The sequence below is a fragment of the Lentzea albidocapillata genome, assembly GCF_000719115.1.
Taxonomy (GTDB): domain Bacteria; phylum Actinomycetota; class Actinomycetes; order Mycobacteriales; family Pseudonocardiaceae; genus Lentzea; species Lentzea albidocapillata.
Window position 1 is genome coordinate 24,141 of sequence record NZ_JOEA01000023.1, and the last position, 23,076, is coordinate 47,216.

16 protein-coding genes are annotated in these 23,076 nt (G+C 66.8%); 8 read left to right on the forward strand and 8 right to left on the reverse strand.

What is annotated here, in order from left to right:
• Positions 1-32: 32 nt before the first annotated feature.
• Together IG04_RS0133460 and IG04_RS0133465 are read right to left on the reverse strand one after the other, a co-directional pair.
• A complete protein-coding gene (locus tag IG04_RS0133460) occupies positions 33-2,417 on the reverse strand; it encodes a hypothetical protein (protein ID WP_030480749.1) in 2,385 nt (794 codons plus the stop codon).
• Positions 2,414-7,354 carry a DEAD/DEAH box helicase gene (locus tag IG04_RS0133465; RefSeq protein ID WP_051771190.1) on the reverse strand — a complete coding sequence of 1,647 codons (4,941 nt, stop codon included), beginning with the start codon at positions 7,352-7,354 and terminating at the stop codon, positions 2,414-2,416. The genes IG04_RS0133460 and IG04_RS0133465 overlap by 4 nt, the downstream gene beginning before the upstream one ends.
• A gap of 69 nt (positions 7,355-7,423) precedes the next feature.
• On the opposite strand from IG04_RS0133465, the gene IG04_RS48360 reads away from it, so the two are divergent.
• Together IG04_RS48360 and IG04_RS46795 are read left to right on the forward strand one after the other, a co-directional pair.
• Positions 7,424-8,170: a hypothetical protein gene (locus IG04_RS48360; RefSeq protein WP_245816731.1), complete on the forward strand. Its 747-nt coding sequence runs from the start codon at positions 7,424-7,426 to the stop codon at positions 8,168-8,170.
• 724 nt (positions 8,171-8,894) lie between these two features.
• Complete coding sequence (locus IG04_RS46795; protein ID WP_157513041.1) at positions 8,895-9,047, forward strand: hypothetical protein; 153 nt, start codon at positions 8,895-8,897, stop codon at positions 9,045-9,047.
• A gap of 397 nt (positions 9,048-9,444) precedes the next feature.
• Here IG04_RS46795 and IG04_RS0133480 read toward each other — a convergent pair whose 3' ends face one another.
• Positions 9,445-9,846: an MmcQ/YjbR family DNA-binding protein gene (locus tag IG04_RS0133480; RefSeq protein WP_036016477.1), complete on the reverse strand. Its 402-nt coding sequence runs from the start codon at positions 9,844-9,846 to the stop codon at positions 9,445-9,447.
• A gap of 1,074 nt (positions 9,847-10,920) precedes the next feature.
• On the opposite strand from IG04_RS0133480, the gene IG04_RS0133490 reads away from it, so the two are divergent.
• From IG04_RS0133490 to IG04_RS0133510, 5 genes are all read left to right on the forward strand, one after another.
• On the forward strand, positions 10,921-11,172 hold the full coding sequence (locus IG04_RS0133490; RefSeq protein ID WP_030480752.1) for a hypothetical protein: 252 nt from the start codon (positions 10,921-10,923) through the stop codon (positions 11,170-11,172).
• Positions 11,173-11,325: 153 nt separating this feature from the next.
• On the forward strand, positions 11,326-11,787 hold the full coding sequence (locus IG04_RS0133495; protein WP_030480753.1) for a DUF2690 domain-containing protein: 462 nt from the start codon (positions 11,326-11,328) through the stop codon (positions 11,785-11,787).
• Between the two features lie 187 nt (positions 11,788-11,974).
• Positions 11,975-12,817 carry an alpha/beta fold hydrolase gene (locus tag IG04_RS0133500; RefSeq protein ID WP_030480754.1) on the forward strand — a complete coding sequence of 281 codons (843 nt, stop codon included), beginning with the start codon at positions 11,975-11,977 and terminating at the stop codon, positions 12,815-12,817.
• 2 nt (positions 12,818-12,819) lie between these two features.
• Positions 12,820-14,082 (forward strand): hypothetical protein, encoded by a 1,263-nt coding sequence (locus IG04_RS0133505; RefSeq protein WP_030480755.1) that lies wholly within the window; start codon positions 12,820-12,822, stop codon positions 14,080-14,082.
• Positions 14,083-14,104: 22 nt separating this feature from the next.
• On the forward strand, positions 14,105-15,238 hold the full coding sequence (locus tag IG04_RS0133510; RefSeq protein WP_245816732.1) for a class I SAM-dependent methyltransferase: 1,134 nt from the start codon (positions 14,105-14,107) through the stop codon (positions 15,236-15,238).
• A gap of 57 nt (positions 15,239-15,295) precedes the next feature.
• On the opposite strand, the gene IG04_RS0133515 is transcribed toward IG04_RS0133510, so the two are convergent.
• From IG04_RS0133515 to IG04_RS43185, 5 genes are all read right to left on the reverse strand, one after another.
• Positions 15,296-19,138: a golvesin C-terminal-like domain-containing protein gene (locus IG04_RS0133515; protein ID WP_030480757.1), complete on the reverse strand. Its 3,843-nt coding sequence runs from the start codon at positions 19,136-19,138 to the stop codon at positions 15,296-15,298.
• Positions 19,139-19,152: 14 nt separating this feature from the next.
• Positions 19,153-19,308 (reverse strand): hypothetical protein, encoded by a 156-nt coding sequence (locus IG04_RS46800; protein WP_157513043.1) that lies wholly within the window; start codon positions 19,306-19,308, stop codon positions 19,153-19,155.
• 99 nt (positions 19,309-19,407) lie between these two features.
• Positions 19,408-20,124, reverse strand: coding sequence for a response regulator (locus IG04_RS0133520; RefSeq protein ID WP_030480758.1), 717 nt, complete (start codon positions 20,122-20,124; stop codon positions 19,408-19,410).
• Positions 20,013-21,191, reverse strand: coding sequence for a hypothetical protein (locus tag IG04_RS44445; protein WP_051771196.1), 1,179 nt, complete (start codon positions 21,189-21,191; stop codon positions 20,013-20,015). The genes IG04_RS0133520 and IG04_RS44445 overlap by 112 nt, the downstream gene beginning before the upstream one ends.
• Complete coding sequence (locus IG04_RS43185) at positions 21,184-22,383, reverse strand: sensor histidine kinase (protein WP_051771199.1); 1,200 nt, start codon at positions 22,381-22,383, stop codon at positions 21,184-21,186. The genes IG04_RS44445 and IG04_RS43185 overlap by 8 nt, the downstream gene beginning before the upstream one ends.
• 302 nt (positions 22,384-22,685) lie before the next feature.
• Here IG04_RS43185 and IG04_RS0133535 point away from each other — a divergent pair, with 302 nt between their 5' ends.
• Positions 22,686-23,072 (forward strand): toll/interleukin-1 receptor domain-containing protein, encoded by a 387-nt coding sequence (locus IG04_RS0133535; RefSeq protein ID WP_030480761.1) that lies wholly within the window; start codon positions 22,686-22,688, stop codon positions 23,070-23,072.
• Positions 23,073-23,076: the final 4 nt, after the last annotated feature.

Sequence of the window (23,076 nt, forward strand, 5' to 3'; positions counted from 1 at the left end):
CCTCGCCGGGTTCGAACAGGACGTCTCCGCGGTCAGCCGACTGAGTGGACACTTCGTTTCCGCGCACTGGAACCTGATTCGCTCACATAGGTGATCTGGGGCGAGATGGTGGCCGGATCCAGGCCGATGCTCTTGGCGTACCTGATCGCCAGCTCCCGTTGTTTCGGCGAACGACCGCTGGGCAACGAGCGGAGATGACCCCGGCGGAGGAAGTCCTCGTCGGACCGGGACACCCCGCTGTCCAGAGCGGGCGCCCGGCACGGGCGGTCGGCGGGCGACGGGTGCAGGCTCAGCACGACGGCCAGGTCGGCCGCGATGGGCTCAGCCCGGCTGCACGAGTCCGCCTGCCACTCCCAATCGGGCTCACATCGTCTCCTGGGCGTCAGCCAGTCCCCCTGGCCGTCGTCGTTGCTCAGCAGGACACGCCAGTCCACCCGGACGGTTCCCTCTTCTGCCACTAGCTCGCCGACAGCCGCACAAACAGCCTGCACAGTCGGAACCGGCACACAGATCGACTGGGCCCTGGTCGTCACCTCCCGCACCAGAGTCGTCAGTGGAACGAACAGCTCCGGTGCGCCCTGTCCGACGCGCAGCCCCAGGCGGCTGAACATGCCTCTCAGCACCGGCATCGAGAGGACCTCGCCGGTGTCCTCCAGATCAACGGGATCCGCGAGATAACGCAGAAGAACAGCGGCATCGAACTCGTAGTCGATCGGAATGCCCTCGACGTCGACAGGAGTCTCCAAAGCCGTGCTGGTCGCCTTAACCTGAAAACTGTCCGCGCACCAGGACGCGGTGAGTCGGATGCCGAGAAACATGCTGTCCGGCCACTGAACACCGTGCAGCCGGCGACCGTCGAACCTGACCCGCTGACGGCGGTGTGCCGGATCGAGTTCGGTGCCGGGATGACTGATGTCCAGTTGGAGATCCCCTTCCGGTGGAAGCACGGCACGCATCTCCTCGGCGACTTTGGGGGTCAGCGGGAGAACGCCGCCCCGGCTGTGCCGGGGTCCGAGGTAGAACTGCCACGCCAGCGTCGTGTCGTCCACCCAGCGATCCCGCGCCACAACGCCGTCCGACTGCTCGAGCAGCTCCTCAGTGTCCGCTTCGGCGAAGCGGGGGCTCGGAATCGCGCCCAGTTCAGCTGATTCGTCGCTTGTGGACTCCTCGTGTTCGACCCTCGCCGGTTCCGCCGATCCCAGCCACCCCAGTGCCAGCGGCAGGTCGACCTGGTCCCTCAGCTCGCCGGCGATCGACTCCGACAGTTCGGCTCGCCATACGCCGGCACCCTGCCAAGCGTCGTCCAGTCGGACGTGAACCTCCTTGCCGCGCAAAGTGATCACGCCAGGTTGCCCTTGAGACAACTTCTCCACGAGATACAGCTGTGCGCACACCAGTGTCGTTGCGTACCGTGGTCCGCGCAACGCGTCAGTCGGCAGATCGGGATCCTCGGGATCACGGATCGATTCGCGAAGCGCGGGACCGATCGCCAGGTAGGCAGGTCGCGCCGCGACACCGCCGAAACGACGCCCCTCGACCGGCAGGCACGCACTCGCGAGCAGCCGGGAGAACTGGTCGACGTCAGCGGGATCGACACCGCGGGTGTCTTCGTCCCCGGCGAACCACTGTTCGTACGTCTCGGGATGCAGGTACATCTCGCGCCATCGCAGCAGACCGGTCGCGTCCAGCAGGGTGGCGAGCGCGTCGAACACGCGGTGCAAGGTGTCCGCCAGCTTGTGGTCATCGGCGACAGGACCGACCGGGCGCAACGCCTCACGCACTTCCGCGGTGCGTTGCCGGAGCAAGTGGGAGACGAAGAGCCGGACATCGTCCAGCTCGGCCTGTTCGTCATCAACGTAGGCCGATCTCACGACCAGGTGACCATCGGGATTCAGCGTCCCGCCGAACAGTCTTCTCAGCCGGTTCGGTTGCCCAGAACCAAGTGCCGTCGCGTCGACCACCAGACGTTCTTTCAGCACAACACCTTCCGCGGTTCTCCCCGCGCCCTCGGCTCGGCCGGGGCCGACGGCCGCTGCCGGAGCGCCGGACAACCAGGGCGGGCACTTGCCGTCAGGGTCGAGGGCCGGGTGCTCCCCGTGCCGGAACACGACCTCGCACAGCACGGGCTCGCCGCCGGTGTCGAGCCGGGCGGTGGCGCCGACTGGCATCGGGGCGATCACCTGGTCCGCGGCGATCACGGGAAGTTCACCCGTCTCGACCAGATCGGAGGTGTACTTCCCCCGGTCCAGATCGAACCTGAAGGCGAGGGCGTTGAACGCGAGAGGGACGCTGAGAGGCAGGCGCCGTACCCGTGCCAGTTCTCTCAGGAAAGCGACCGTCTCCGGGTGGCCGCCGAGGTCCTCCGTCAGGAGACCGGCAGGAAGCACGCCCGTTCGCACCGGAGAAAACGTGGTCATGACGTTCCCCTTCTCCTCTTCTCACCCTGAGTGACGTTCGCGACCGTCCTGACGAGGTGTTCTTCTGCGATCAGCACGTTGGCCATCACCAATCTGTCAATCGCGCGACCGACTTCTCCTCTGGTGGCGTCGGGATGCCGACCGAACTGAGGCACGTCTCGCAGCCACCGCGGCACAGGACGCCAGGACGAGATCGTCGCCACCCACTCGCGGTCCTTGCCGTTGAGCACTGAAGTGATCACCCGTGGAGTCAGCCCCCTGTACGCCGAGGCGACGAGCCGGGACACGCTGTCGTCCAGCCGTGCCGCTCGAGTCGCGGGGTCCACCGAATCCGGTTGCAGCTTCCCGTACACCAACGCGTCCAACGGGGTGCCGGCAGTGGTTCCAGGTCCATCGAGGGCACCCGCACACACGGAGCACCGGACGCGATCGCTCGAACAGCATTCGGCGGGCATGTCGACGCTGAAGTACTCCGCGAGCCTGCGGTTCAGACAGACGCGCTCCCGGCTGAAGAACCTGTGCAGGTGGGTTGCTTCGGTACGTGCGCGTGCGAGCTTTCCCTGCACTCTGGACATGTAGGTGGCAGGCAAGTCGACGGAGGCGCTCGCACTCGTCGCGGTGTCGACCAGGTTTGCCGCGATGAGCATCCGGTCGTTGGGGCGTTGCGACACGTCCAGCGCGGCGCTGTCGTGCATGTCGCACAACAACAACCACAGCTCCGCGAGCCCAAGAGCGGCCTCGAGAAACCCTGCGGCCGCACAGGCTGGATTCTTCGCAAGACAGGCGTGCAACTCCTCCAACGGAGCAGCAGTCTGCGAACAGTCGCTGCCCCTGAGCGGCAAGGCCGTGACAGCGTTCGCCACTGCTCGGCCGAGTTCTGTCTCCGGTGGCCGCGTTCCCGGTCTCACCGAGACGACCGCCGGAACGTCACCGCCGTCAGTGATCACTCCCAGATCAGCGAGTGCGGCAACCGCACGCGTCAGTCCGACGGTCCACTCGTCTCGTCTCCGCGGATCCTTCGCCTGAGCGGCGGTGATCCTGCCAGCCTCAACGTCCTGCCGCAGCAGCGTCGTCACGATCGAACTGGCGTCCAAACGGCCAGCCCGCGCGGAGTGCACGGCAGCGACACCGAGCCGTCTGAGCACAGCGGGGTCGAGGTCGAGTTGGGCCATCCACTCCGCGGTCCCCAGACTGCGCGAGGTCGCGTAAGCCAGCGCGTGGGTCGTTACTTCGAGTTCGCCGGCTTTCTTGCCCGCGACGTCGCGGCCTCCGCGTCCGAGTTGCTGGTAGAGCGCGGCGAGGTCCGTCGGCGGACTCGCGCAGAAGACCGTGCGGACATCGGCTCGATCGACGCCCAGGCCGAATGCCGAAGTCGCGACGACCACCACGCGGTCAGCCCCGGACTCGACCTTGCCGGCTTCCTTGAACTCGAGGCTGACTGCGGCCTTATCCACCTCGGCGAGGCGGCCGTGGAACTTCCGCAGAACGACACGGCGCCCGTCGAGGTGGTCGCGCAGGTGCGCGTGCAACCAGTCCGTCTCGCGGACTGTGAGGCAGTAGATGATGGTGTGCCCGGTTTCCGCATCGACGATCTGTTCAGCCAGTGCGGCCGCGGACTTCCGAGTGCCGCTGCCGCGCCGTGCCGCGCGGCGCCCCAACGTGAGTTCCGGACGGATCGGGTTCGCTCGCACAACCACCAGATCCGCGGCACTTCCCGTTTCGGGACTGTCGATCCCCGGCACGAGCCCTGCCAGAACTTCGTCTCTCAGTGATGCCTCGACCGTGGGGGTGGCCGTGGCGGTGAGGGCTTGGAGCACCAACTTGCCCGGCGAGCTCGAACGCAACTCGCGCAGCAACGCGCCCGCACGGCGGAAGCTGGGGCGGAAGTCGTCGCCCCACTGGACATAGGTGTGTGCCTCGTCGATCGCGACGCGGCACAAGGCCCCGGACTCGATTCCGCGACGCAGTGCCTGCCGGAAACGAGCTTGTGAGAGTCGTTCTGGGCTCACGTAAACGATCTTGATGCCGTGTCTGGTGTCGCCGCCGAGCGCTTCCACCACCTCGGTGCGTCCAGTCCGGCTCACCGACTCGGGAAGGCTCGCCACCAGCGCGCGCACCGCGCCGCCGATCGTGTGGTTGAGGCCGAGCGCCTGATCGTGCATCAGGCTGATCAGCGGGCTGATCACGACCGTGACTCCCGGCAGGACGAGCGCGGGCAGTTGGTAGCAGTAGCTCTTGCCGTAGCCGGTCGGCAGCAGCACAAGGCTGTCACGTCCGGCCGCGACAGCCTCGATCGCGGTGCGCTGTTCGGTTCTCAACGTGCGGGGCTCGCCTGCGAGCAACCCCGCCACCTTCTCGCAGCGCCGGACGACTTCCTCCTCCAAGGTGCCCTCGGCTCGGTGTACCGCGACCTCCTCCTCGGACATCTCCAGGTCACGGATCGCGAGCGTCGCCGGGAGCAACGTGTGCCTGTCGAGAGCTTCCGGTGTCGTCAGTTCGGAGAGCCGCTGCCGAGGAAGCACACCGACCTCGGCCAGGAACGGCCAGATCCGTGCCCACGCCTGCCGCATGGTCAGCACGTTGCCCCCGGCCACCTCGCCGGTGTCCGGATCGGCCACGAGCAACCCCGCGTCGAGGCTTCCGAGAAAGACCTCCCGGTACAGGCGGCGCAACGGGAGGTCGCCGGACAGCTTGCGGTCGCTGATGACGATGACACCGCGCCCCGAGTGGTTGCGGATCAGCCGGCCGACCGCCTGCCTCAGATCCAGAGCGGCCAGCGGCAAGTAGTAGGTCGCGTTGGCGTGGTTGTCAGGATCGTCCAGCCCTTGGTCCTCAGCGGCTCTCCGCACGGACTCGCGCCTGGCCGCGACGACCGGGGCGGTGAAGACCGGAAACGGCAGTTTGTTGATCCAGACCAGGTGATTGCGACCCGGTTCGCTCACGTCGACGCCGGTCCAGAGCCCGCGCGTACCGACCAGCACCCCGCCGTGGTGGGACTCATCGCCGGTGAACTCCGCAACCGCCCTCGCCGTACCGAGCAACACCTGGTTGTGCACCGGTACCGAGCGGCCGTCCCCGGCGTGCAGCAGGGTCAACTCGTCCGCGATCCCACCTGCGGCGTTCCGGCTCGTCGTCAGCACCATCGCCCCGTGCATCCACGGTCCGTCGTCATCGAACGCGAGGTTGTCCGGCTCGGCGGTCCTGGTCACCTCACGGGTGAACCCGGCGATCTGGTGTGCCACCGTCCGCATCGCCTGCCGAGGCTGCTCCGCCCAGGACGGGAAGTCCGACAGCGCGACGAGGCGGGCCTGCTCGCGGTAGTCGAACGGCCCTGGCAACTCGACGGCGTCGGCGTGGTGCATTCCCAGACGCGACCGCGTGTAGGTCCAGCGGTCGGCTCCGGGGGTGGCGACGGTCAACGTCGCCGACAGCAGAGCCATTCGTGTGAAGGACGCCAGAAAGCTCTGCCACGTCTGGTCGTTCGGGAGTTCGATAGGGCTGGCGGTCACGGTGACGCGGTAGTGCGCGAGACCACGCCTGTCGATTTGACCGTCTTCCCCGGCGAACACGACGCGGTCAGGCACTGCTGGGCGCCGGGCGGCCTCCTCCCCCGACTCGAGGGCGAGCTGTTCCGGTTCGGCGGGTACCAGGCCGTCCACCGTATCCCGGAGCTGTTCCGCGTTCTCACGCAAGGAAGACAGTCGCTGCCGAGCGGCCGCCAGCCGTTGCAGGTCGAAGACGTCCACCACCGGACGGGCGGCGTCCAGCAAGGAACCGAGTTGTGCGAGCACCCGTCCGAGCTGACCGGCGAACTCTTTCAGGATCCTGCTGATGACTCGTGCGTCACGCGCCGCCCGGGCACCGGTGTGCGGGCTGGCCAAGGTTAGCGTTCGCGCTCCGACCTGGGCCTGCCCTGCTCGGGCGTCCATCATCCCGGACAGGGCGGTGCGAAATCGTCGTTGGCGCCACCACTGCGACAGCTCCGCCACCGCGGCATCCGTCGCGACGGTGAGGCTGGTCGAGCGCAGACCAGTGAGAACGTGGGTCAGCGTGGCAAGCGCGTCGTCGACGTCATCGGCGGAGAGAGCGGCGGACAACGCGTCTGTTGCCGCGTCCTCAAGAGCATGTGCCTCGTCGGCTATCAGCAACGTCGCGTCGGCGCGAGCTGCCAGATCTTCCCAGTGCGTCAGGAGAAGCGCGTGGTTGGCGATGACGAGACGATGTGCGGACAGCGCTTCCCACACTTCGTCGGTGTGGCTGGCGAGTGGTGTCACCTTCGGATCGCGCCACTCGCCGTGCGCTGACTGGCTCAGGCCGGTCGTCCACAGTGGCAGCGCGGTACCGCAGTAGGACTGGAAGAAGGCCGGAAGATCGACGGGGTCGACGCTGTGTGCGATCCAGCGGTACGTCTTGCTCTTCTCCGGATGGACGAGGCGGAACAGCAGGAAGATCAGCAACTCGCGGAAGCGCCGCTTCTGGAGGAACCTGGCCGGCGGCGCGGCCGCGCTCGGTTCGGACCCTGTCGCGTCGGCGAGGGTGTGGACGAGGCCGCGCAGGCTCAGGCGGTTGCTCGACCCTTTGACGACATCGGTTGTTTCCAGCAGACCTGGCACTTGGCTCGACAACCGGGCGAGTTCGTTCGCGAGCTGGTTCTGCAACTGCTTGGTGTGCGTCGAAATAATCGTGCGGTGCGAAGGATCGGCGGCGAGCCAGTTGAGCGCGGCAGCGAGAGCCGACAGGCTCTTGCCGGTGCCTGTCGGGGCCTCGACGAGCACCGGTCGGCCTGCCCGCGCGGCCGACGTGATGGCGTCGGCGACCAGTTGCTGAGCCGGTCGTGGTTCCATCCGGCGCCGGTGCAGGGCCTGAGCGAGTGCCGCCGGCGTGACGTCCCGCTGACCGTCGAGCAGTTCCTCCGGAACCTTCAGCGCCGAGGGCACCGGACCTCGACGAGGGGCCTGGCCGCCAAGCAGGTCGCTGAGGAGCGCGCTGATCTCCGCGACGCTCGAGTGACCACCATCGGCAGGCGGGCTGGGCCGCAACCCCAGAAGCAATCGCCAAGCCGGGCTGTCCCTGCCGACCAGTCGCACGAGTTCGCGCAGCGCCCCATCGACTTGGGCAAGTTCACGTGCACCGGCCACCAGCAGATCGGCCAGCAGAACGGCATCGTTCGTCGCATCGTGCGCGCGACCGGGACGCACTACCCCGATCTCATCCGCGAGTTGAGCCAACCGATGACTTCGAGCAGCGGGCCAAAGACAGTGAGCGAGATAGAGACCGTCAACTCGCTCCACAGCGGGAATCTCTTGCTTGACCGAGGCCAGTGCCTCGTCCAGGACGGGAAAGTCGAGTTGTTCCCCGTTGTACGCGACCAGAACGTCGGCACCGTCCAGCCACTGGACGAGTTCCGGCAAAGCGACGTCGGCAGAGATCGCCTTCCCGCTGTGCCGTGCACGACAATGCAGCGGAACGTCGTAGCCGTCCGGCAACTCCACGAATCTTTCGAATCTGGTGGCGGCCTCAACCCATCGCCGGTCCTCCCCGGTTCGCACCGCACCGATCTGCCAGATGCGGCGCGTCAGAGCACCTCCGTCATCGACTCGAGCACGAACGGCGGTTTCCAGATCGACGACCACGACGCGAACGGCAGCGTTCTCGCTCGTCGGAACCGATGCCTCTTGGCTTCCCGACCGGTTCCGCTCCGTACCCGTTGCGGCAGGGTAACTCTGCGGCTCGCTCGCCACGCCGTCCGCTGAAAGCAGCTGGAAGTCCCCCTCGGGGGACAACGTCAGCTCACCGGCCACACGCGCGCGGCCCAGCATCGCGAGAGCCGCAGACTCAGACGAGGGAAGACGAGCCTCCGAAAGAACCCCACGCACGTCCTCTGTCCGTCCGCTCGTCAACCGTGCCTTGCGCAGCAGCGAGGTCAAGCGCGTTGCCAAAAAAGCCCCGTTCAGCCTTTGATGTTCTGCGGTCTGACAGTCAAACCACAACGTGTGCTGATGATCGAAGTCAGCCGCCGGGTCGTTACGATCAGTTGAACTCCATTCGCCAAATTCACCCGAACGCAGCACAAAACCACCCCGACCAGCGAGTGCGCTCCGATCAAGCCACCCACCCTGCGCGATCACGACTCTGGTCACACTGGGTAACAGGTGGACTGCTTCAACGAATGCACGGCGCCACCACAACATGACGCCCTGGCCGCTTGCCGCTCAAGACCGCGGTTGGGGTGCCGAAATGTCGAGCTCACCTCCGCCGGCTGCAACCGATCCGCACGCAGGCCTGGCTGTGGGGTGGAAATCCTGCCCGATTCTTCGGCTCCGCGGGCCTCCCAGTCTGGTTGAAATCCACCACATGGCAGGAGCACGCCAATCTCGGCCACGCTTCGATCGCTTGACGACGATCTGGGGCCCGCCATTGCGCGGACCTGTCTCGGAACACGAGATATCGGCGCTCGACCGCAGGACTGAGCACGCGATGAGCAGCAAAGATCTGGTCGACGCATTCAGCCTGTTCGCTTTGCGGACGGTCTTGGCGCCGGAGTCACAACTGCCGGACATCCCCGAGCACGTCTACGGCGAACTGAAGGACTTCCTGCTTCAACACGCACATCCGGGACCGATCCCGTAGCAGCGGTACTTCGACCCCCGTGTGCCCCGAGCGGAGGCGCACGGGATACACCCCGACTCCCTCCGGCAGACAGAACCGCTGGGGTGTGGGGTGCCAAAACTAGGCTCAGCGGTCTGACCTGCGCCTTAGGCCGCCGCAGGTTCGTACTCGTTGATCAAACCGCCGAGTACTCGCCGACGACGAACGGACCTACAGCCTGACCATTCCCTGGACGTCCGACAGATCCAAGGAATACGTGGCGTTCAAGTCGCTCGCCTTCGCGATGTCCGCCCTGCTGACCAGGAACCACCCGCGCAAGCAACCGTCCGCCGCCGTGAACCAGGCATTCGCCGAGATCACCGCCAATCCCACGAGCGGACGTGGACCGCCGTCCCCAGCACTCGCGAGCCCTGACCGCTCAACCGAGCAGCTTCACGAGCTTCGCCGGCGCCAGCACGCGGTAGCTCTCGGTCAGCAACTCCCGCACCTCGTCCCAGTCCACGTCCGGCAGCACCTTCAGCCCGACCACGTCCTTGCCCCACGCCGCCCGGAAGAACGGCTCCCCGGCTCCGGCCAGGGCGTCGAACTCCTCGGGCTGGGCGCGGAACGTCATGATCACTGTTGGTTCGGTGAGTTCGGCGGCCCGGCTGTACGCCCCGGTCTCACCGGGATGCGCCGTGAAGACGTGCACGAAGCTGCGGTTGCGGATGCTCCACCGCATGCCCACCCACGCCGCTTGCTCGGTCGTCTCCGGCAGCGCGGCGCAGATGGCCCGCACCTCGTCCAGCATCCGGACCGGCACGTCCGCACGATCGTTCACGGCGCACAACGCTACGCGCCCGCTCCCCCGTCCACGAGCACGATCGCCCGTTCACCATCGATGCCCTGTCGCTGAACAGCCAGGCCGCCACCTCACGCGGTTCGGCCATCCTGCCGAGCGGGCTCAAGGCGTTGTAGCGCGCGGGGAGCACCACGGAGGCGCCTTCTTCGGCGAACAGGCGGGCGGGGACCTCGCCGATGCCCTGTGGGGTGTCAGAACACAGCCGATAGGCCTGACCCGCGTATCAAGCCGCAGCAGGTTCGTACTCGTTGATCAAGCCGCCGAGTACTTGCCGACGACGCACGGACCTACAGCCAGGGGCTGCGATCGGGTCGCGGTGGGGTGTGGTGTGGTGTCGCGCCCAGAATGACTCGACCCAGAGATCAACGGCTAGGAACAGGTTGCTGCTCGTCGTGCCCGGACGCCGCGAGCTTGGAGCTGATGTGCGGATCGCTCGCCGCTTGCTCGGGTCAACCAGCTCAGTGCGACCGAAGTGTCTTCGCCGACTGATCCGCCCCTTCCACCCGGCATCACCGTCGCCGTGCCTGGACGCCTCCCCAAGGGCGCTGCGAGTGTCACTAACGTTGGTATGACTCCAGATCTGCACGTCCTGCAGGCGACTGCGGAGCAGAAGTCAGAGTCAGCCATCCGAGAAGGATTCAAGCAGCCGCGCGGCAGCCACAGGGTCGAGGTCCCACTGCATGCAGATCATCACCAGCCCGTTCATGGTGTTCCAGTCCTCGGTCGGAGTGCCGCGACGCCGCGTGCAATCCCAACCGCAAGCGCCCGTCGCTCGGCACCGTTCTGCACGCCGTCGTTCACTTCGTCCTGCACCCGCTGCGCTATCGATGAGAGCGAGCGGATGACTTCTTCTATCGACGAGTCGTAGGGCTGGATTGCTCGCGCCTTGCTCATCGCTCGTTGGCAGCGCTCGACCTCGTGGTGCTCGGCGGCAGGGTGCGCGCCGAACCACTGCAATCGCCTGGATCCGCAGACTGCCGGGTGCGCGAACGACGCTCGCAACGAGGCGTCGTTCCGCTACACCGGAATAACAAGTACCTGCGTGGCGCGCTCATGGAGCTGCGGCGCTCGCCGTCCTGCGACACCGCTTGGGTGCGGACGACCGGTGGTGACTGCCTGGATCCGTGGGACCCTGCGGCGCCGTCCTGGGAGGTACGAGGCGGCACCGCGCAGTTCGTCGACCCGGACCCTGGTCAGCGCTGGACGGCCATGTGGTCCTTCCGGTACTCGGTGCGGGGCTGTTTCACCCGGCCCAGCCCGAGCGGCTCCGGCTACACCACCGATCAGTGCACGGCGCGGAGGTAGAAGCAGCCGGTCGACATTCCACTTCGGACGAAATCGAGATCTGCACACGGACCAGATCCTTTGCGGAACTGGCTCACATGACAACCGCTTGGCGGTCATGACGCACCAGCTCAGTGCTACGTACGTTCGCAGAGCACAGAAAAGGAGGCCGATGTGCTAATCATCCGGAGCCGGACGCCGAACGTGCTGTTCCTCGTCCTGGCAATGATGGGAACCCTTGTGTTCGGTACTGGCACAGCGACGGCGGCACCCTGCGTCGGTCCGTCGTGTCACGGGCAGAACCCGCAGTCGACGGGGTGCGCCAACGACGCGGTAACGAAGATCGCCAAGGAGTACAAGCAGGAGAACCAGTCGAGCTGGCGCGCGGAGATGCGGTACTCACCGAGCTGCCGCGCCGCCTGGTACCGGCAGATCGTCTACTCCGGCCGCAACCTCGGCTTCCACATCTCCGCGTGGAATCCAGGAGGGGCCAGCGTCGAGTTCGCAGGCGCCGCAGACTGGATCTACACCAAGATGGTCAACGCGTCCTCGGGCGTCGAAGCCTGTGGCGGGGCCCAGTTCTACACCTACGACCAGTGGCGACGCTGGAACTTCCTCGGCTGTTTCCGCGGCTGAGGAACGGTGGTGCCCGCCTCTGTCCACGGGGGCGGGCACCGCTACTGAAGGACCCAGCGGTCGAATCAATGACACAAAGTGGACATTCCGCACGTTCGTCCTGCTCGCGTTAACAGCCCGGCCGCCTGGCGCGAAGAGCAAAGGGCGGTCGGCATCGCCACCGTGCACAACGGTTGAGGAGACGGCCATGCGGTACACGACAAGGGTCGAAGACGGCATCCGCTTCGTCGACACGGACCCGCGCGGTACTGGGGCGGTCTACTTGCTCGTGCACGGACTCGGGGGATCACTCGAACAGTGGATCCCGGTCATCGGTCTGCTCAGCCCGGCTGTACGGGTCATCGCGGTCGACGTGCCGGGCTTCGGCCTCAGCCGAACGCGACGGGGCGACTTCGACCTCGCCTCAGCCGTCGCGCGGATCTCGGACCTGCTCCGTAGGCTCGGCGTCGGCCGGTGCGTCGTCGTGTCCCACTCGATCAGCTGTGTGGTCGCCGCCGGTCTCGCCGCGGCGAGACCGGACGCCGTGAAGAGCCTGGTCCTGGTGAGCGGCGCACTGGTGAGAGCCTCCGAGATCGCGCAGAACCCGTTCTTGACGCTGCGGTATCCGAGACTGGGAACGGTGGTACTCGCCCAGTTCCTGGCGGGCATCGCACCCGCGCCCAAGATCCTGCTCAAAGCCCTCGCGTCGTCCGCGACCCTCCGCGCGGTCACGCTCTGGCCGTTCGTCGCAAGGCCTGCCTCCCTACCAACCGAGCACCTAGTGGAATCGCTGACCGGAAGCGGAAGCCTGGCCGTGTTGCGCATCCTGCTGACCGCGAACGCCATCGACTACCACGGCTTGCTCTCCGCCGTCGAACAACCGGTGGCCCTCGTCATCGGCGACCGGGACCGGCTGATCGTCGCAGACGACATCGCTCGATTACGGAAGATCATGAACGTCACCAGGGTGTCGGTGATCCGCGACTGCGGCCATTGGCCCTGGCTAGAGAACCCCGCACAACTGGCCCAGCTCCTGACGGCCACGGAGTAGCCATGACCAAGAAGATCAGCACCAGCGACCTCGACCCGTTCCAGTTCGCCTTGCTCTACCAGAAGCTCGAGAAAGTCCACACCGGATGGCTCGCACTGGTGAGCGTGGGCGTGGCCGGCGTGCTGATCCTCGCCAGCGTGCTCGAAGGCACGTTCGGCGGCCTCGGCGACTTCCAGGTCGTCGCTGACGTCAAACGCACTCTGGGCATCGCACACCCCGAGCGCTCGTCACCGAGTTTCCCATTCATGCGCGACTTCGTCAGCTGGCTGCTGGCGACAATCGTGGTCACTGGCGCCGTGTTGCTGCACCGGCACTGGCAGTACATGTCCACGTGCTTGTCGAAACTGGCCAAGAACGGCGTCCTCGTCGCGCGGAAGGAGCCCCGGTCGAACAGGTTGTCGAAGATGCTCCGCGTCGACCGGATGATCCAGGGCGTCGGCCAGGACCAGGCCCTGAACACCATCGTGATCAAGGTGATGGAGGTTCTCAAGCGGCGCAGCGTGGGACTGCTGGTGCTCATGGGCGGCTCCGCGCTCGTGCTCACCATCCTTCTGATCCTCGGCCTGGAGAACAACATGTTCCACGTGCTGGCTCCTGCCGGCGCGAGCCCGCAAGAAAAGTCAGTCTGGGTACGTGAGGCGTACTCCAGCTGGTGGGCGGGCAAGCACCACCTCGCCGGGCACATCCTCTACTGGGTGCTGGCCTGGTTCGCGATCTTCGTCATCCTGTCGTTCCAGGTGGTCGGTGTGATCGCCACCTACCTGCTGGCAGCGATGCATTTCGTGGTGGAACCCTCCGCCGACTGGCTCAACCGCGACGGGCGGTACGGCTGGACTCCCCTGGCCGCCTTGTACCGCACGGTGATGTGGGCGAACGGACTGCTGGGGCTGACGTTGACGATCGTGCTGGCCTCACTGGGAATCAACAACTACGGCTGGGTGGCCGTGCTGGTCGTCGTCTACATCGTTCTGGTGCCGCTCTTCGTCGGTGTGCCGTGGCTGGTCGTGCGCCGGGCGGCGGACACCGCCCGCAACGCCCGAGCCGAGCAGATCGCCGGCCTGATGGCGGATCGCGGCATCGACATCGAGTCCGATGTCGAGAACGCCGCTCCCTACATCGCCGAGCTGGAGCGGTGCCGAGCCGCGCGGATCCGGCCGCTCCGGCTGGGCACGGCGTCCTTCTCCACCTATGCGGTGATCGCTGTTCTCCCGGTTCTCCTGACCGCCGCTCAGATCTTCCTGCCGCTGACCTTCGGCACACGATAGGAGGCACATGAAGGACAACGCCGTGATCGCGCCAATCGCTCGTCGCCATCGCGACCACTACGCCGGTCGCTCCGCCCCCTCGTTCGCGGTGCGCACCGCGTCCGGCAAGGTGTTCGAGGTCGGCCCGGACGAGCCTCGGTTCACCTTCGCCGCTAGCCACACCCGCGGTGAGAAGGCGCTCGCCTCGCTCGACCAGTTCCAGATCGGCGTCGCCTATCTGGAGGGCTGGCTCGACATCGAAGGCGACCTCACCGCCGCCCTGGCCATGCGTGGCTTCTTCCGCGACTTCCACCCCATGACGTGGATCGGGAGGTATCTGCCGACACTGGTCGGCACGGGCAACGCCCACGACCGAAGAACGATCTCCGCGCACTACGACCGCGAGTCAGACTTCTTCCTCACCTTCCTGGACCGCCGGCATCGCTGCTACACCCAGGGTTCGTTCGAACACGACGACACCCCGCTCGAGGACGCGATGACGCGGAAGATGGACATCGCGCTGGAGTCCTTAGGGCTCACCGAAGGAGCGCACGTGCTCGAGGTCGGAGGCGGCTGGGGAGCGTTCCTCGAACACGCCGGGCAGCGGGGCGTCCGGGTCACCGCACTTACCCTCGCCGGCGAGTCCGAGCGGTACCTCACCGAACTGGTGGAACGGCGGAACCTGCCGGTCGAGGTGGTACGGGAACACTTTCTCAGTTACCGGACGAAGCAGCGTTTCGACGCGATCGTCAACATGGGCGTGACCGAACACCTACCTGACTACCGCCGCACGCTCCTGCAATACGAAACGCTGCTGCGTCCTGGCGGCAGGGTTTACCTGGACGCGTTCGCGATGCGATCGAGGTACCGGATGTCGACCTTCATGACCCGGTTTGTCTATCCTGGCAAGTCGTCACCCCTGTTGCTGCACAAGTATCTCGCCGAGGTCGCGAGGTCACCGTTCCAGCTCACCGGGCTCCACGACGAACGCCGCAACTACCTGCTCACGTGCCGCGCCTGGGCCCGGCGGCTGGACGCGGCCCGCGACGAGGTCGTCGAGCGGTGGGGGCAAGCGCTGTACCGCCGGTTTCGGCTGTTCCTGTGGGCGTCGGCAACGGGATTCGACAACGGCCTTCTGCAGGCCTACAGGTGGGGCCTGGAGTTACCGGAGCGGTGATGCGCACACGACGAACCGGTCGTCCCGCGGGACGACCGGTTCTTTGCCGTCAAAAGATCAGATCCCGAACTCGCGCAGCGTCGAGTTCAGCGAGTCCGCGTATAGCGTCTGCCCATCGGCATTGGGGTGGAACGACTGTTGCGAAGGGAACGCCGACGGCTCCTCACCCGGTGTCCGGTTCCAGCCCGCGACGTAGTTCCGCACGGATTCCGGTGATCCGCACACGGCCTTGCCGCTGAACTCTTCCGTGGGATCGGAGAACCGCACCTGCGTACCCTGGGCTCTGGCCTCGTTCGCCGCCTCGGAGAGCACCATGTTCAGCTGGCCGGCCATGGAGTTCATCCAGAGCGCCTCCTCCGCGTCCAGGCTCAGGACGCAGGCGCCGAAGCGCTCGAAGAGCTTCGGGTAGCCCATGAGCACGATGCGGGCGTTCGGAGCTTTTCGCTTGACCTGCTCGATCACGGTCCGCACGGACGGCTTCACCTGGCCTGTGATGCGCTTCGGCTCGGCCTGTCGCAATGGCTCGGTGTCCCCGTCCATCCTGAATTCCGCGCAGTTGTCGATTAACGGCGTGAGGCAGAACTTGAGCACGTCGCCAAACTTCGCGTCATTGCCGCCGATCGACAGCGTGACAAGAGTCGTGTGTTCGTCGAGAAAACCCTTGTCCAACTGGGAAAGCTCACCGTACTGGCCACGCCCCGCATCGCCGAACGCATTGCGCGGGACGTCCGATGCCGTATGCACGGGAAGCAGGTTCTCCGTCTCAGCACCGGAACACGCGATCAGGTGGTGGTCGAGCGCGACGTCCCAACTGTCCGCGCGTTGCCCGATCGACGTGCCCGAGTCTGCCAACCGTCCCTTGCGCGACCACGCGAGCTTGGACCTGTGGCAGGCATTCTGTGCCAAGTCGTCGCCACCGCTGTTGTCAGTCTCCGGATAGTAGTCGCCGCCTCCGGCGACCGACGCGCCCTCACCGGACGAGTACGAGTCACCCAGAGACACCACGATGTCGGCGGGCTTTCCCGGCAGCGGTTGAAAAGCAACAGCGTCGTAGGCGATGTCCTCGCTCTCCACTAGCCCGTTCCCGTCATCGCCATCATGGGTGACACTCGACAGCCGCACCTTCGGCGTTCCGGCGAACGGAAAGGACCCGAGCGAGACCCACTTGTTTGCCATCGTGCGCTGCAACACGACTCGGGTGCGCACGCCGGTACCCAGATCCACCTCGTATGTCGCCTGCTGGGTGTGCGCCCCGTGATCGGGCATGTGGACCATCACCCTGGCCCACCCGTTGAGAGTCCGGTTGAGCGTCCACGTCCCGGTTACGCGCATGGAGTTGCCACGCAGGTCCGCGGTGCGCGTGTGGGCGTAGTAGAAATGCCCTCCGAATCCCGCCCCGAGCTGATGGAAGTCCACTTTGGATGGGAAGTTGCCGCTGCCGTCCGTACCGAAGTCGAGGCTGAACGCGCCCTGATTCTGAAAGACGCGTGAACAACCGGGACGGACCACAGGCACGCTGTCCGGCTGGTCGTCAATGATCAGCGCACCGGCCGGAAGCCCCGCCAGCCCGCATGCCGGTGGGTACGCAGTGCCGTCGTCCTGGTAGGCGTAGCCGGGGTAGAACCGCAACAGCTCGTTGCCGCAACTGTAGGAGCAGTCCGACTTCCACGTGCTCGGCTGGTGGTACCAGCACCGGAAGTCGTACTGCCCGGCGCTGTCCCGGTGCATGCACGGGCCGGCGGGCGAACCCGGAGTGACGGCCTGACCCGGCACACAGCTGTTGCTGGCGTCGCAGAACTGCGCCACCGGCGGCTTGACCCTGGCTCGGTTGATCGGGCCCTGTTCATCGCCGCCGTTCCACCAAGCTGCCCGATAGCCCTGGACCAGCTTGCCCGGCGACTCCAAGACCTCCACCGGGTGGCCAGCCCAGCCCATGACCTTCTCCGGGTACGGCCAGTCCTGCGGGTGCGCCGCGTCGGCATAGGTGTACTCCAGGAACGGCGCGCGGTTCGCCGGGTAGTTGGGGTTCACCGGGTTGTTGAACCAGCCGACACCCCAGGCACCCGAGTTGGATCCCGCCGTCGACCGCGGGTAGTAGCCGGAGTTGTAGGCCCACACCGCGTAGAACCAGTTCTCGACCTTCGACGGATCGCCGTTGTTGATCATCAGGCCGTCGGCTCGGGTCTGATTCCACTTGTCCTGCAGGATTCGCAGCCCGGCGGCGACGTTGGAGGCGAAGTCTAGGGTGATCGCCCGTTGCTGCGACGTCGGGCCGGCACCGGGTGCGGTGCGCCGCATCCCGTCCGTCACCTGGGCGACGCCGTAACCGCAGTCCGCGTCCTCCCAGCGAATCGTCCAGTCGTTGCCGGGTTCACCGTCGTAGAGATCGAGCCCGTAGTAGTTGCCGATCAACGGGTTGCCGGTGACCCCCGGCACGACCGATCCTGGTGCCTGCCAGAGGTTCGACTCCTGCGCCAGCATGCCCAGGAACACCTGGGCGGGCACCCGGCCACCTCCGTTCAGCAGAAGCGGCGGGAAATAGCCTTGCGGGGTGTACGCGGGCATGCCGAGGTTCTTCCAGTTCGCTGGCCGCGCAACGGTCAGCGAGTCGGTGATCGCCTGGTCCACGGCCCACTCGACCTGGCGGGGTTTGGGTTGCATCACCTGGTTGCGAGGGTCGTTGCGGGGCACGGAACACGTCCGCTCCGCCTCGACCGGATCGTTCGGCGAACCCGCTGTCGCGATCCGCGCGCCGGTGCCCGAAGTGAGCGTTGGCGCCGAGGCCTGTAGCGGTGCCCGCGTCGGAACGACGGAGAACGCCACCTTCTGTTTGGTGCGCAACGACATCGCCTCTACTCGCACGTCACGGCGCACGTCGGTGGGTTCCGCTTGCCGCGACCGGGTAGCGGTCACCGACGTCAGAACCAGATCGCCCGTCACCCTGGAGTCCTTGGGCGCGTCCAGCTTCCGGATGGAGCTCGGGAGCCCGCGCTTGACCTGGGCGTCACCGGTGATGTGGACGACGCCGTCTTCGCTGGTCAAGCCAGTGCGATCGAGAGGTCCTTCTGCCAGAACCGGAACATTTCCCTGGTCCCTGACCGTGTTGACGCGGTGAACCGTGGCCTTGGCGTCCTTGTGGTCGAGGAAGACCACTCCCCCGGCTGCGTCCGCCTTGAGCGCGAACGGCACCGAGGACGTGGTTGCCAGGGTGCTGCGGCCGCCATCGGACGTCACGCGGACGACGCGTCCGGCATCGGCTGCCACGATGCCGGATGCCGTCGGCACGGCCGAGGTCAGCTGACCGTCGACGATCACCGCCGGTTTCACCGCTGCCGTCGCGGCGTCCACCGGAAGCAGTCGCGTGCGCGTCTCGCCGACTTGGGTGAACACCACGGTGTCTGCGGCACCACAACCTGGGCTGTAGTACGCGAGGGTGCTGAGCACGTCGAGCTTGGTGACCACTCCAGTATCGAGGTTCACCAACGCGGTGAACGCCCCACGCTCGAACAGGTTCTCGCGGTTGGTGAACGCCCGCGGCGCATAGGTCACCGCGAGAACGCGCTTCGACCCGGTGCGGCAGGCGTTGCCTACCCACTGATCGCTTTCGAAGCCCTGCTCGGTCAGGGTGGTGAGCGTTCGCCAGGCGTATCCGCTGGCGGCGTCGGCCACCAGCACGTGTAAGCCAGCACCGTCACCGGACGTCGTCCAGGCTCGGTCGCGGGACGCACGCCATCCGCCGCCGAGCACGCGGTCGCGGTCCTTCTCGGGCACAGCAGCGGGTGCGGGCGGCGAGGTGCTTACCGGGCCGGGTTCCTCCGGAGGTGGCGCCGCCTCGGCGGACACGCTCATCGCCGAGACCGGCAGCGTGGCAAGAAGACAGGTGATCACAAGTTTTCGCATGGTGGTCACCCCTCTCAGAACGTCCGGGTGCACGTGTGCGGCTTGGCGTAGAACCAGGTCGCGGTGCAGCCGGTGGCCTGCGCGGGCGGGGCTCCAGTCAGGATCGTGGCGAATGTGGGGGAGGCGGCGGCCAGATTCGTCGCCGCTCTGCGGAGAACTGGTGTGCGCATCGGTTCGACCTTCCAGGGGCGGAATCGCCACAGAACTTCGCGGCTCACCTAAAGACGCTAGGTACTCCCGCCCCGGTGGTCATGACGGTCGAGCGGCGGTCATGTGGTTGGCGGACAACGGTTTTCCGGACGCCACGCGCGTGACTGATAGCCGTTTACCTCGTCGGCGCGGATCAGTCCGTCTTGGATCGAACGGGCCAGCAGAGCGTCCTTGGTGCTAGCCCGGCGGCCGACGGCGGCGTACTTGGCCCGGGCCCGGTCGATGTACTGCTTCACCGTTGCCTCGGTGATCCCCATGCGCGTGCCGACGGACGACTTCGTCATGCCCTGGAACCACAGCCGAAGCGCGGTCCGCTCCTGTTCGGACAGTGCGGGTCGTTGCGACCGCGAGTCGGCGAGCATCGCCCCGGCGCTGGTGGGCGTCACGTATGGCCTGCTCCCGGCGACGGCCACGATGGTCTCGACGCAGTGCTCCCGGCTCTCGTCCTTGTCGAGGAACTCCGCGCCAGCGTCGAGAACCGCGAGGACGTTCTCAGGCTCGGAGTGCGCCGAGAACACGACGACCTTGCGGCCCGCCGCGGTCAGCTCGCCGATACGGTCGACGATGAGCGTGCCGCGCAAGTTGAGGTCCACCAGCAGCACGTCGGCGTCGGCACCGGGACCCGCGAGCACCTCGTCCAGGTCCGGCCCGCTGCCGACCAACGTCACCCGGCGGCCGGGATCGCCGTCGATCCAGGTGCGGATGCCGTCGATGACGACGCCGTGGTCCTCGACGACGGCGACGGTGATGGGCTGTGCCAGCTCAGCTGTACCCACAGCGACTCCCCTTCACGCTGATATTCGATCTCGACCGGTCCGGCCGACGGAGGTGGCGGATCCGCAGAGGTGTCGGCCAGGACGCTGACGCTGATCCCACCTGGGACAGCGGACAACGTGACGCGCGCCCGGCTGATAGCGGTGCTGAGCACAGTGATCAGCGGCTCGACGAGCAGCCGCCGCACCTCGACCGGAACGTGCGGTAGCGGGCCGGACGTCCGCACGTCGACCGGGATCCCGCGCTGCTCGGCGATGTCCGCGCACGCGCTCACCTCGTGCGTCAGCGGATCGGGCACGTCGTCGGTCTCCAGCAGCAACCGCCGGAGCCTGGCCGCCTCGACCGCGCACTGGCGCTGTGCGGCTAGGTCGCGCGGATCCAGCGTGCCGTCGGCCAAGCCACGGAGGGCGCCGGCAGCGGTGTGCTGGAGCAGTTCGAAACGCCGAGCGCGGGCCGAGTGCACCTCTTCCGCGACCGCTCGGTGCGCTTCGATCTCGCCCCGGACGATCGCCGCGTCGACAGCCCAACCGACCGCGAGCCCGAGCATCCGCGCTCCGATAGCGAATCCTAGCTGCAACGCGATCGCGCCATACGCGCTCACGAGCAACGCGGCCAGGTTCAGTCTGTCGGGATGTCCCAGTGCCACCAGCAGAACAACGCTCACCACCACGTTGCCCGACAGCACAAAGGTCAGCGGTGCCAGGGACCGGCCCCAGGACGCGAGCACACCGAGCCACCCCACGGCGCCCCAGCCCCAGTTGTGAAACGACGTGAGGGCCCCTTCGGACGCCACGCTCACCGCGGCCGAGATCAGCAGCGCGGACACTGCCAGGAACCACGGCCGGGCGACGGTTCCGCGGCGCAGCAACGCAATCGCGGCACCGGTCGCCAAGCCCGTGTAGACGAACCACATCACGACGGACACCCACGGCCACCGGTACTCGGACCAGTTCATCGCGAGCATGGCGGTGTCGTTGCCGACGTGCCAGAGCCCGGTGATCAGGACGGCCGCAAGCGTCGCGCCGCGGCGGTAGCGCACGTCCAGCAGTGCGGCGGAGAACTCAGTCACCGGCCCACCACCGCAACGTGATGCGGGTGCCCTCGCCCGGCGCCGAATCCACCAACGCCACCCCGCCGACGGCCGCCATGCGTCCGACGATGCCTTCCCGCAGCCCGTACCGGTGCGCTGGCACCCCGACGGGGTCGAACCCCCGGCCGAGATCGACGACGGTCACCACGACCGCGCCGCCGGCCTCGTCGAGGCGGATATCAGCTTGATCGACTCCTGCGTGCCGCCGCACGTTCACCACCGCCGCCGAGCCCGCCCATACAAACGCGTCAGCGACCGGGCCCGGCACTTCACACCGGTCGAGCATTAACGCGAGCGACACCGGAGCCGCGGCCCGTTCAACCGCATCACGCAGCAGCTCGTCCAGTCGCACCAGACCAGCCGACTCGCCGTACCCACCGGCCATCGCCATGACAACGCTCAGGTCGGAACGCGCTTGGTCGCGCAACCGCGCCGAGGGCGCGTCGATTGAACCGGATCCGACCATGGTCAACGTCGCCAGCACGGTGTCGTGCAGCCTGCGGTTGGCTTCGCGCTCATCAGCGCGCTGTGCCTCCCGTGCCCGTGACTGGGCCCGGCTGCGCGAAGCCAGGTCCAGCTCGGCATCGGCGCCGCGGCTGACCCTGCGCAGCAACAGCATCAGCCCCATGGTCGCGAAGTTCTGCAATGTGATCACCGCCGCCTGAACCAGCCCGGCACCGGGCACTCCGGCCAGCGCCTGCCCGACGACGTAGAATGCGACGACCACCAGCCCGCTCGGCACCGCGACCACAGGCCGCCACGCCAGGTGTCCGTAGACCACGCACATGCTGGCGATCACCGAAACCCACGCGGCCCCACCGGGCAACGCGGCCCCGCCCACGACGTGTGACTGGATCAGGCAAAGCCCGCACACCGCCACGAGATCCATGGCCATGAGCCACGTCAACAGCCCGTGGCGCAGCGTCACCACGACGAACACCGCTGACCACCCCAGGTTGGCCAGCACCACCGGCAGCACCCAGCTCAGGTCCGCAGGCGGATCAAGCCCCAGCAACGCCGAGGCGCCCCCGACGACCGCTCCCGCTCCTCGCACCGCCGCGGCACATCGGCCGAGCACCCGCCCCATCGCCCTGGTCGCGTCGCCAGAGCCTCTGGGTCCGTTGGTCAGCAGGCTGCCCATGTCGGTCGCCAGCCACGCCCGTGCGCCCATCAGCTCACCTCCTACCTGCCGGAAACCGAAATGTACAAAGGCAGGTGCCCTGGACGCGTGACCTCCGTTCGGCTGTCACGTAGCCCCCAGACAGCAGTAGATGACGCGCTCGTGCCAGGTAATTCTCAAGTGTCGGCGCAATCGTTACCCACACAGCGACCAACCACGCGAATGGCGGAATACTCGGTGCTCAAGGCGTACGCCACCCGAACAGGACCGGATTCCAGACCAATTGGAAATAACTGGTGTGACGGTACAGGAATAGGATGGGTTATCGTTGTTTCCGCCAACTTGGAGGACGTGTGAGCGCCGTATTCGTGAGTCATCGGATCGCTGACGAGGTACCCGCCGAGAAGCTGGCTGCAGAACTGCGCGCCGCGGGTCACGACGTGTGGCTGGACACGTGGGAGATCGGCCTCGGCGACTCGATCGTCGCGAAGATGAACGACGGTCTTTCCTGCTCCGCGTACGTCGTCCTCTGCTATTCAAGCGCGGGAACGACGAGCCCATGGATCAGCAGAGAGTGGATGTCGGCGCTGGCACGCCAGCTCGACGGGGCCGCGGTCAAGATCCTTCCCGTGCAGCTCACCGGTGGTGACCCGCCCGCGGTCCTCGCCGACCTGAAGTACGCGGACCTCACCACCGACTGGGCCGGCGGTCTGCGCGCTCTGCTCGCGGCGATCAGGTGACCTG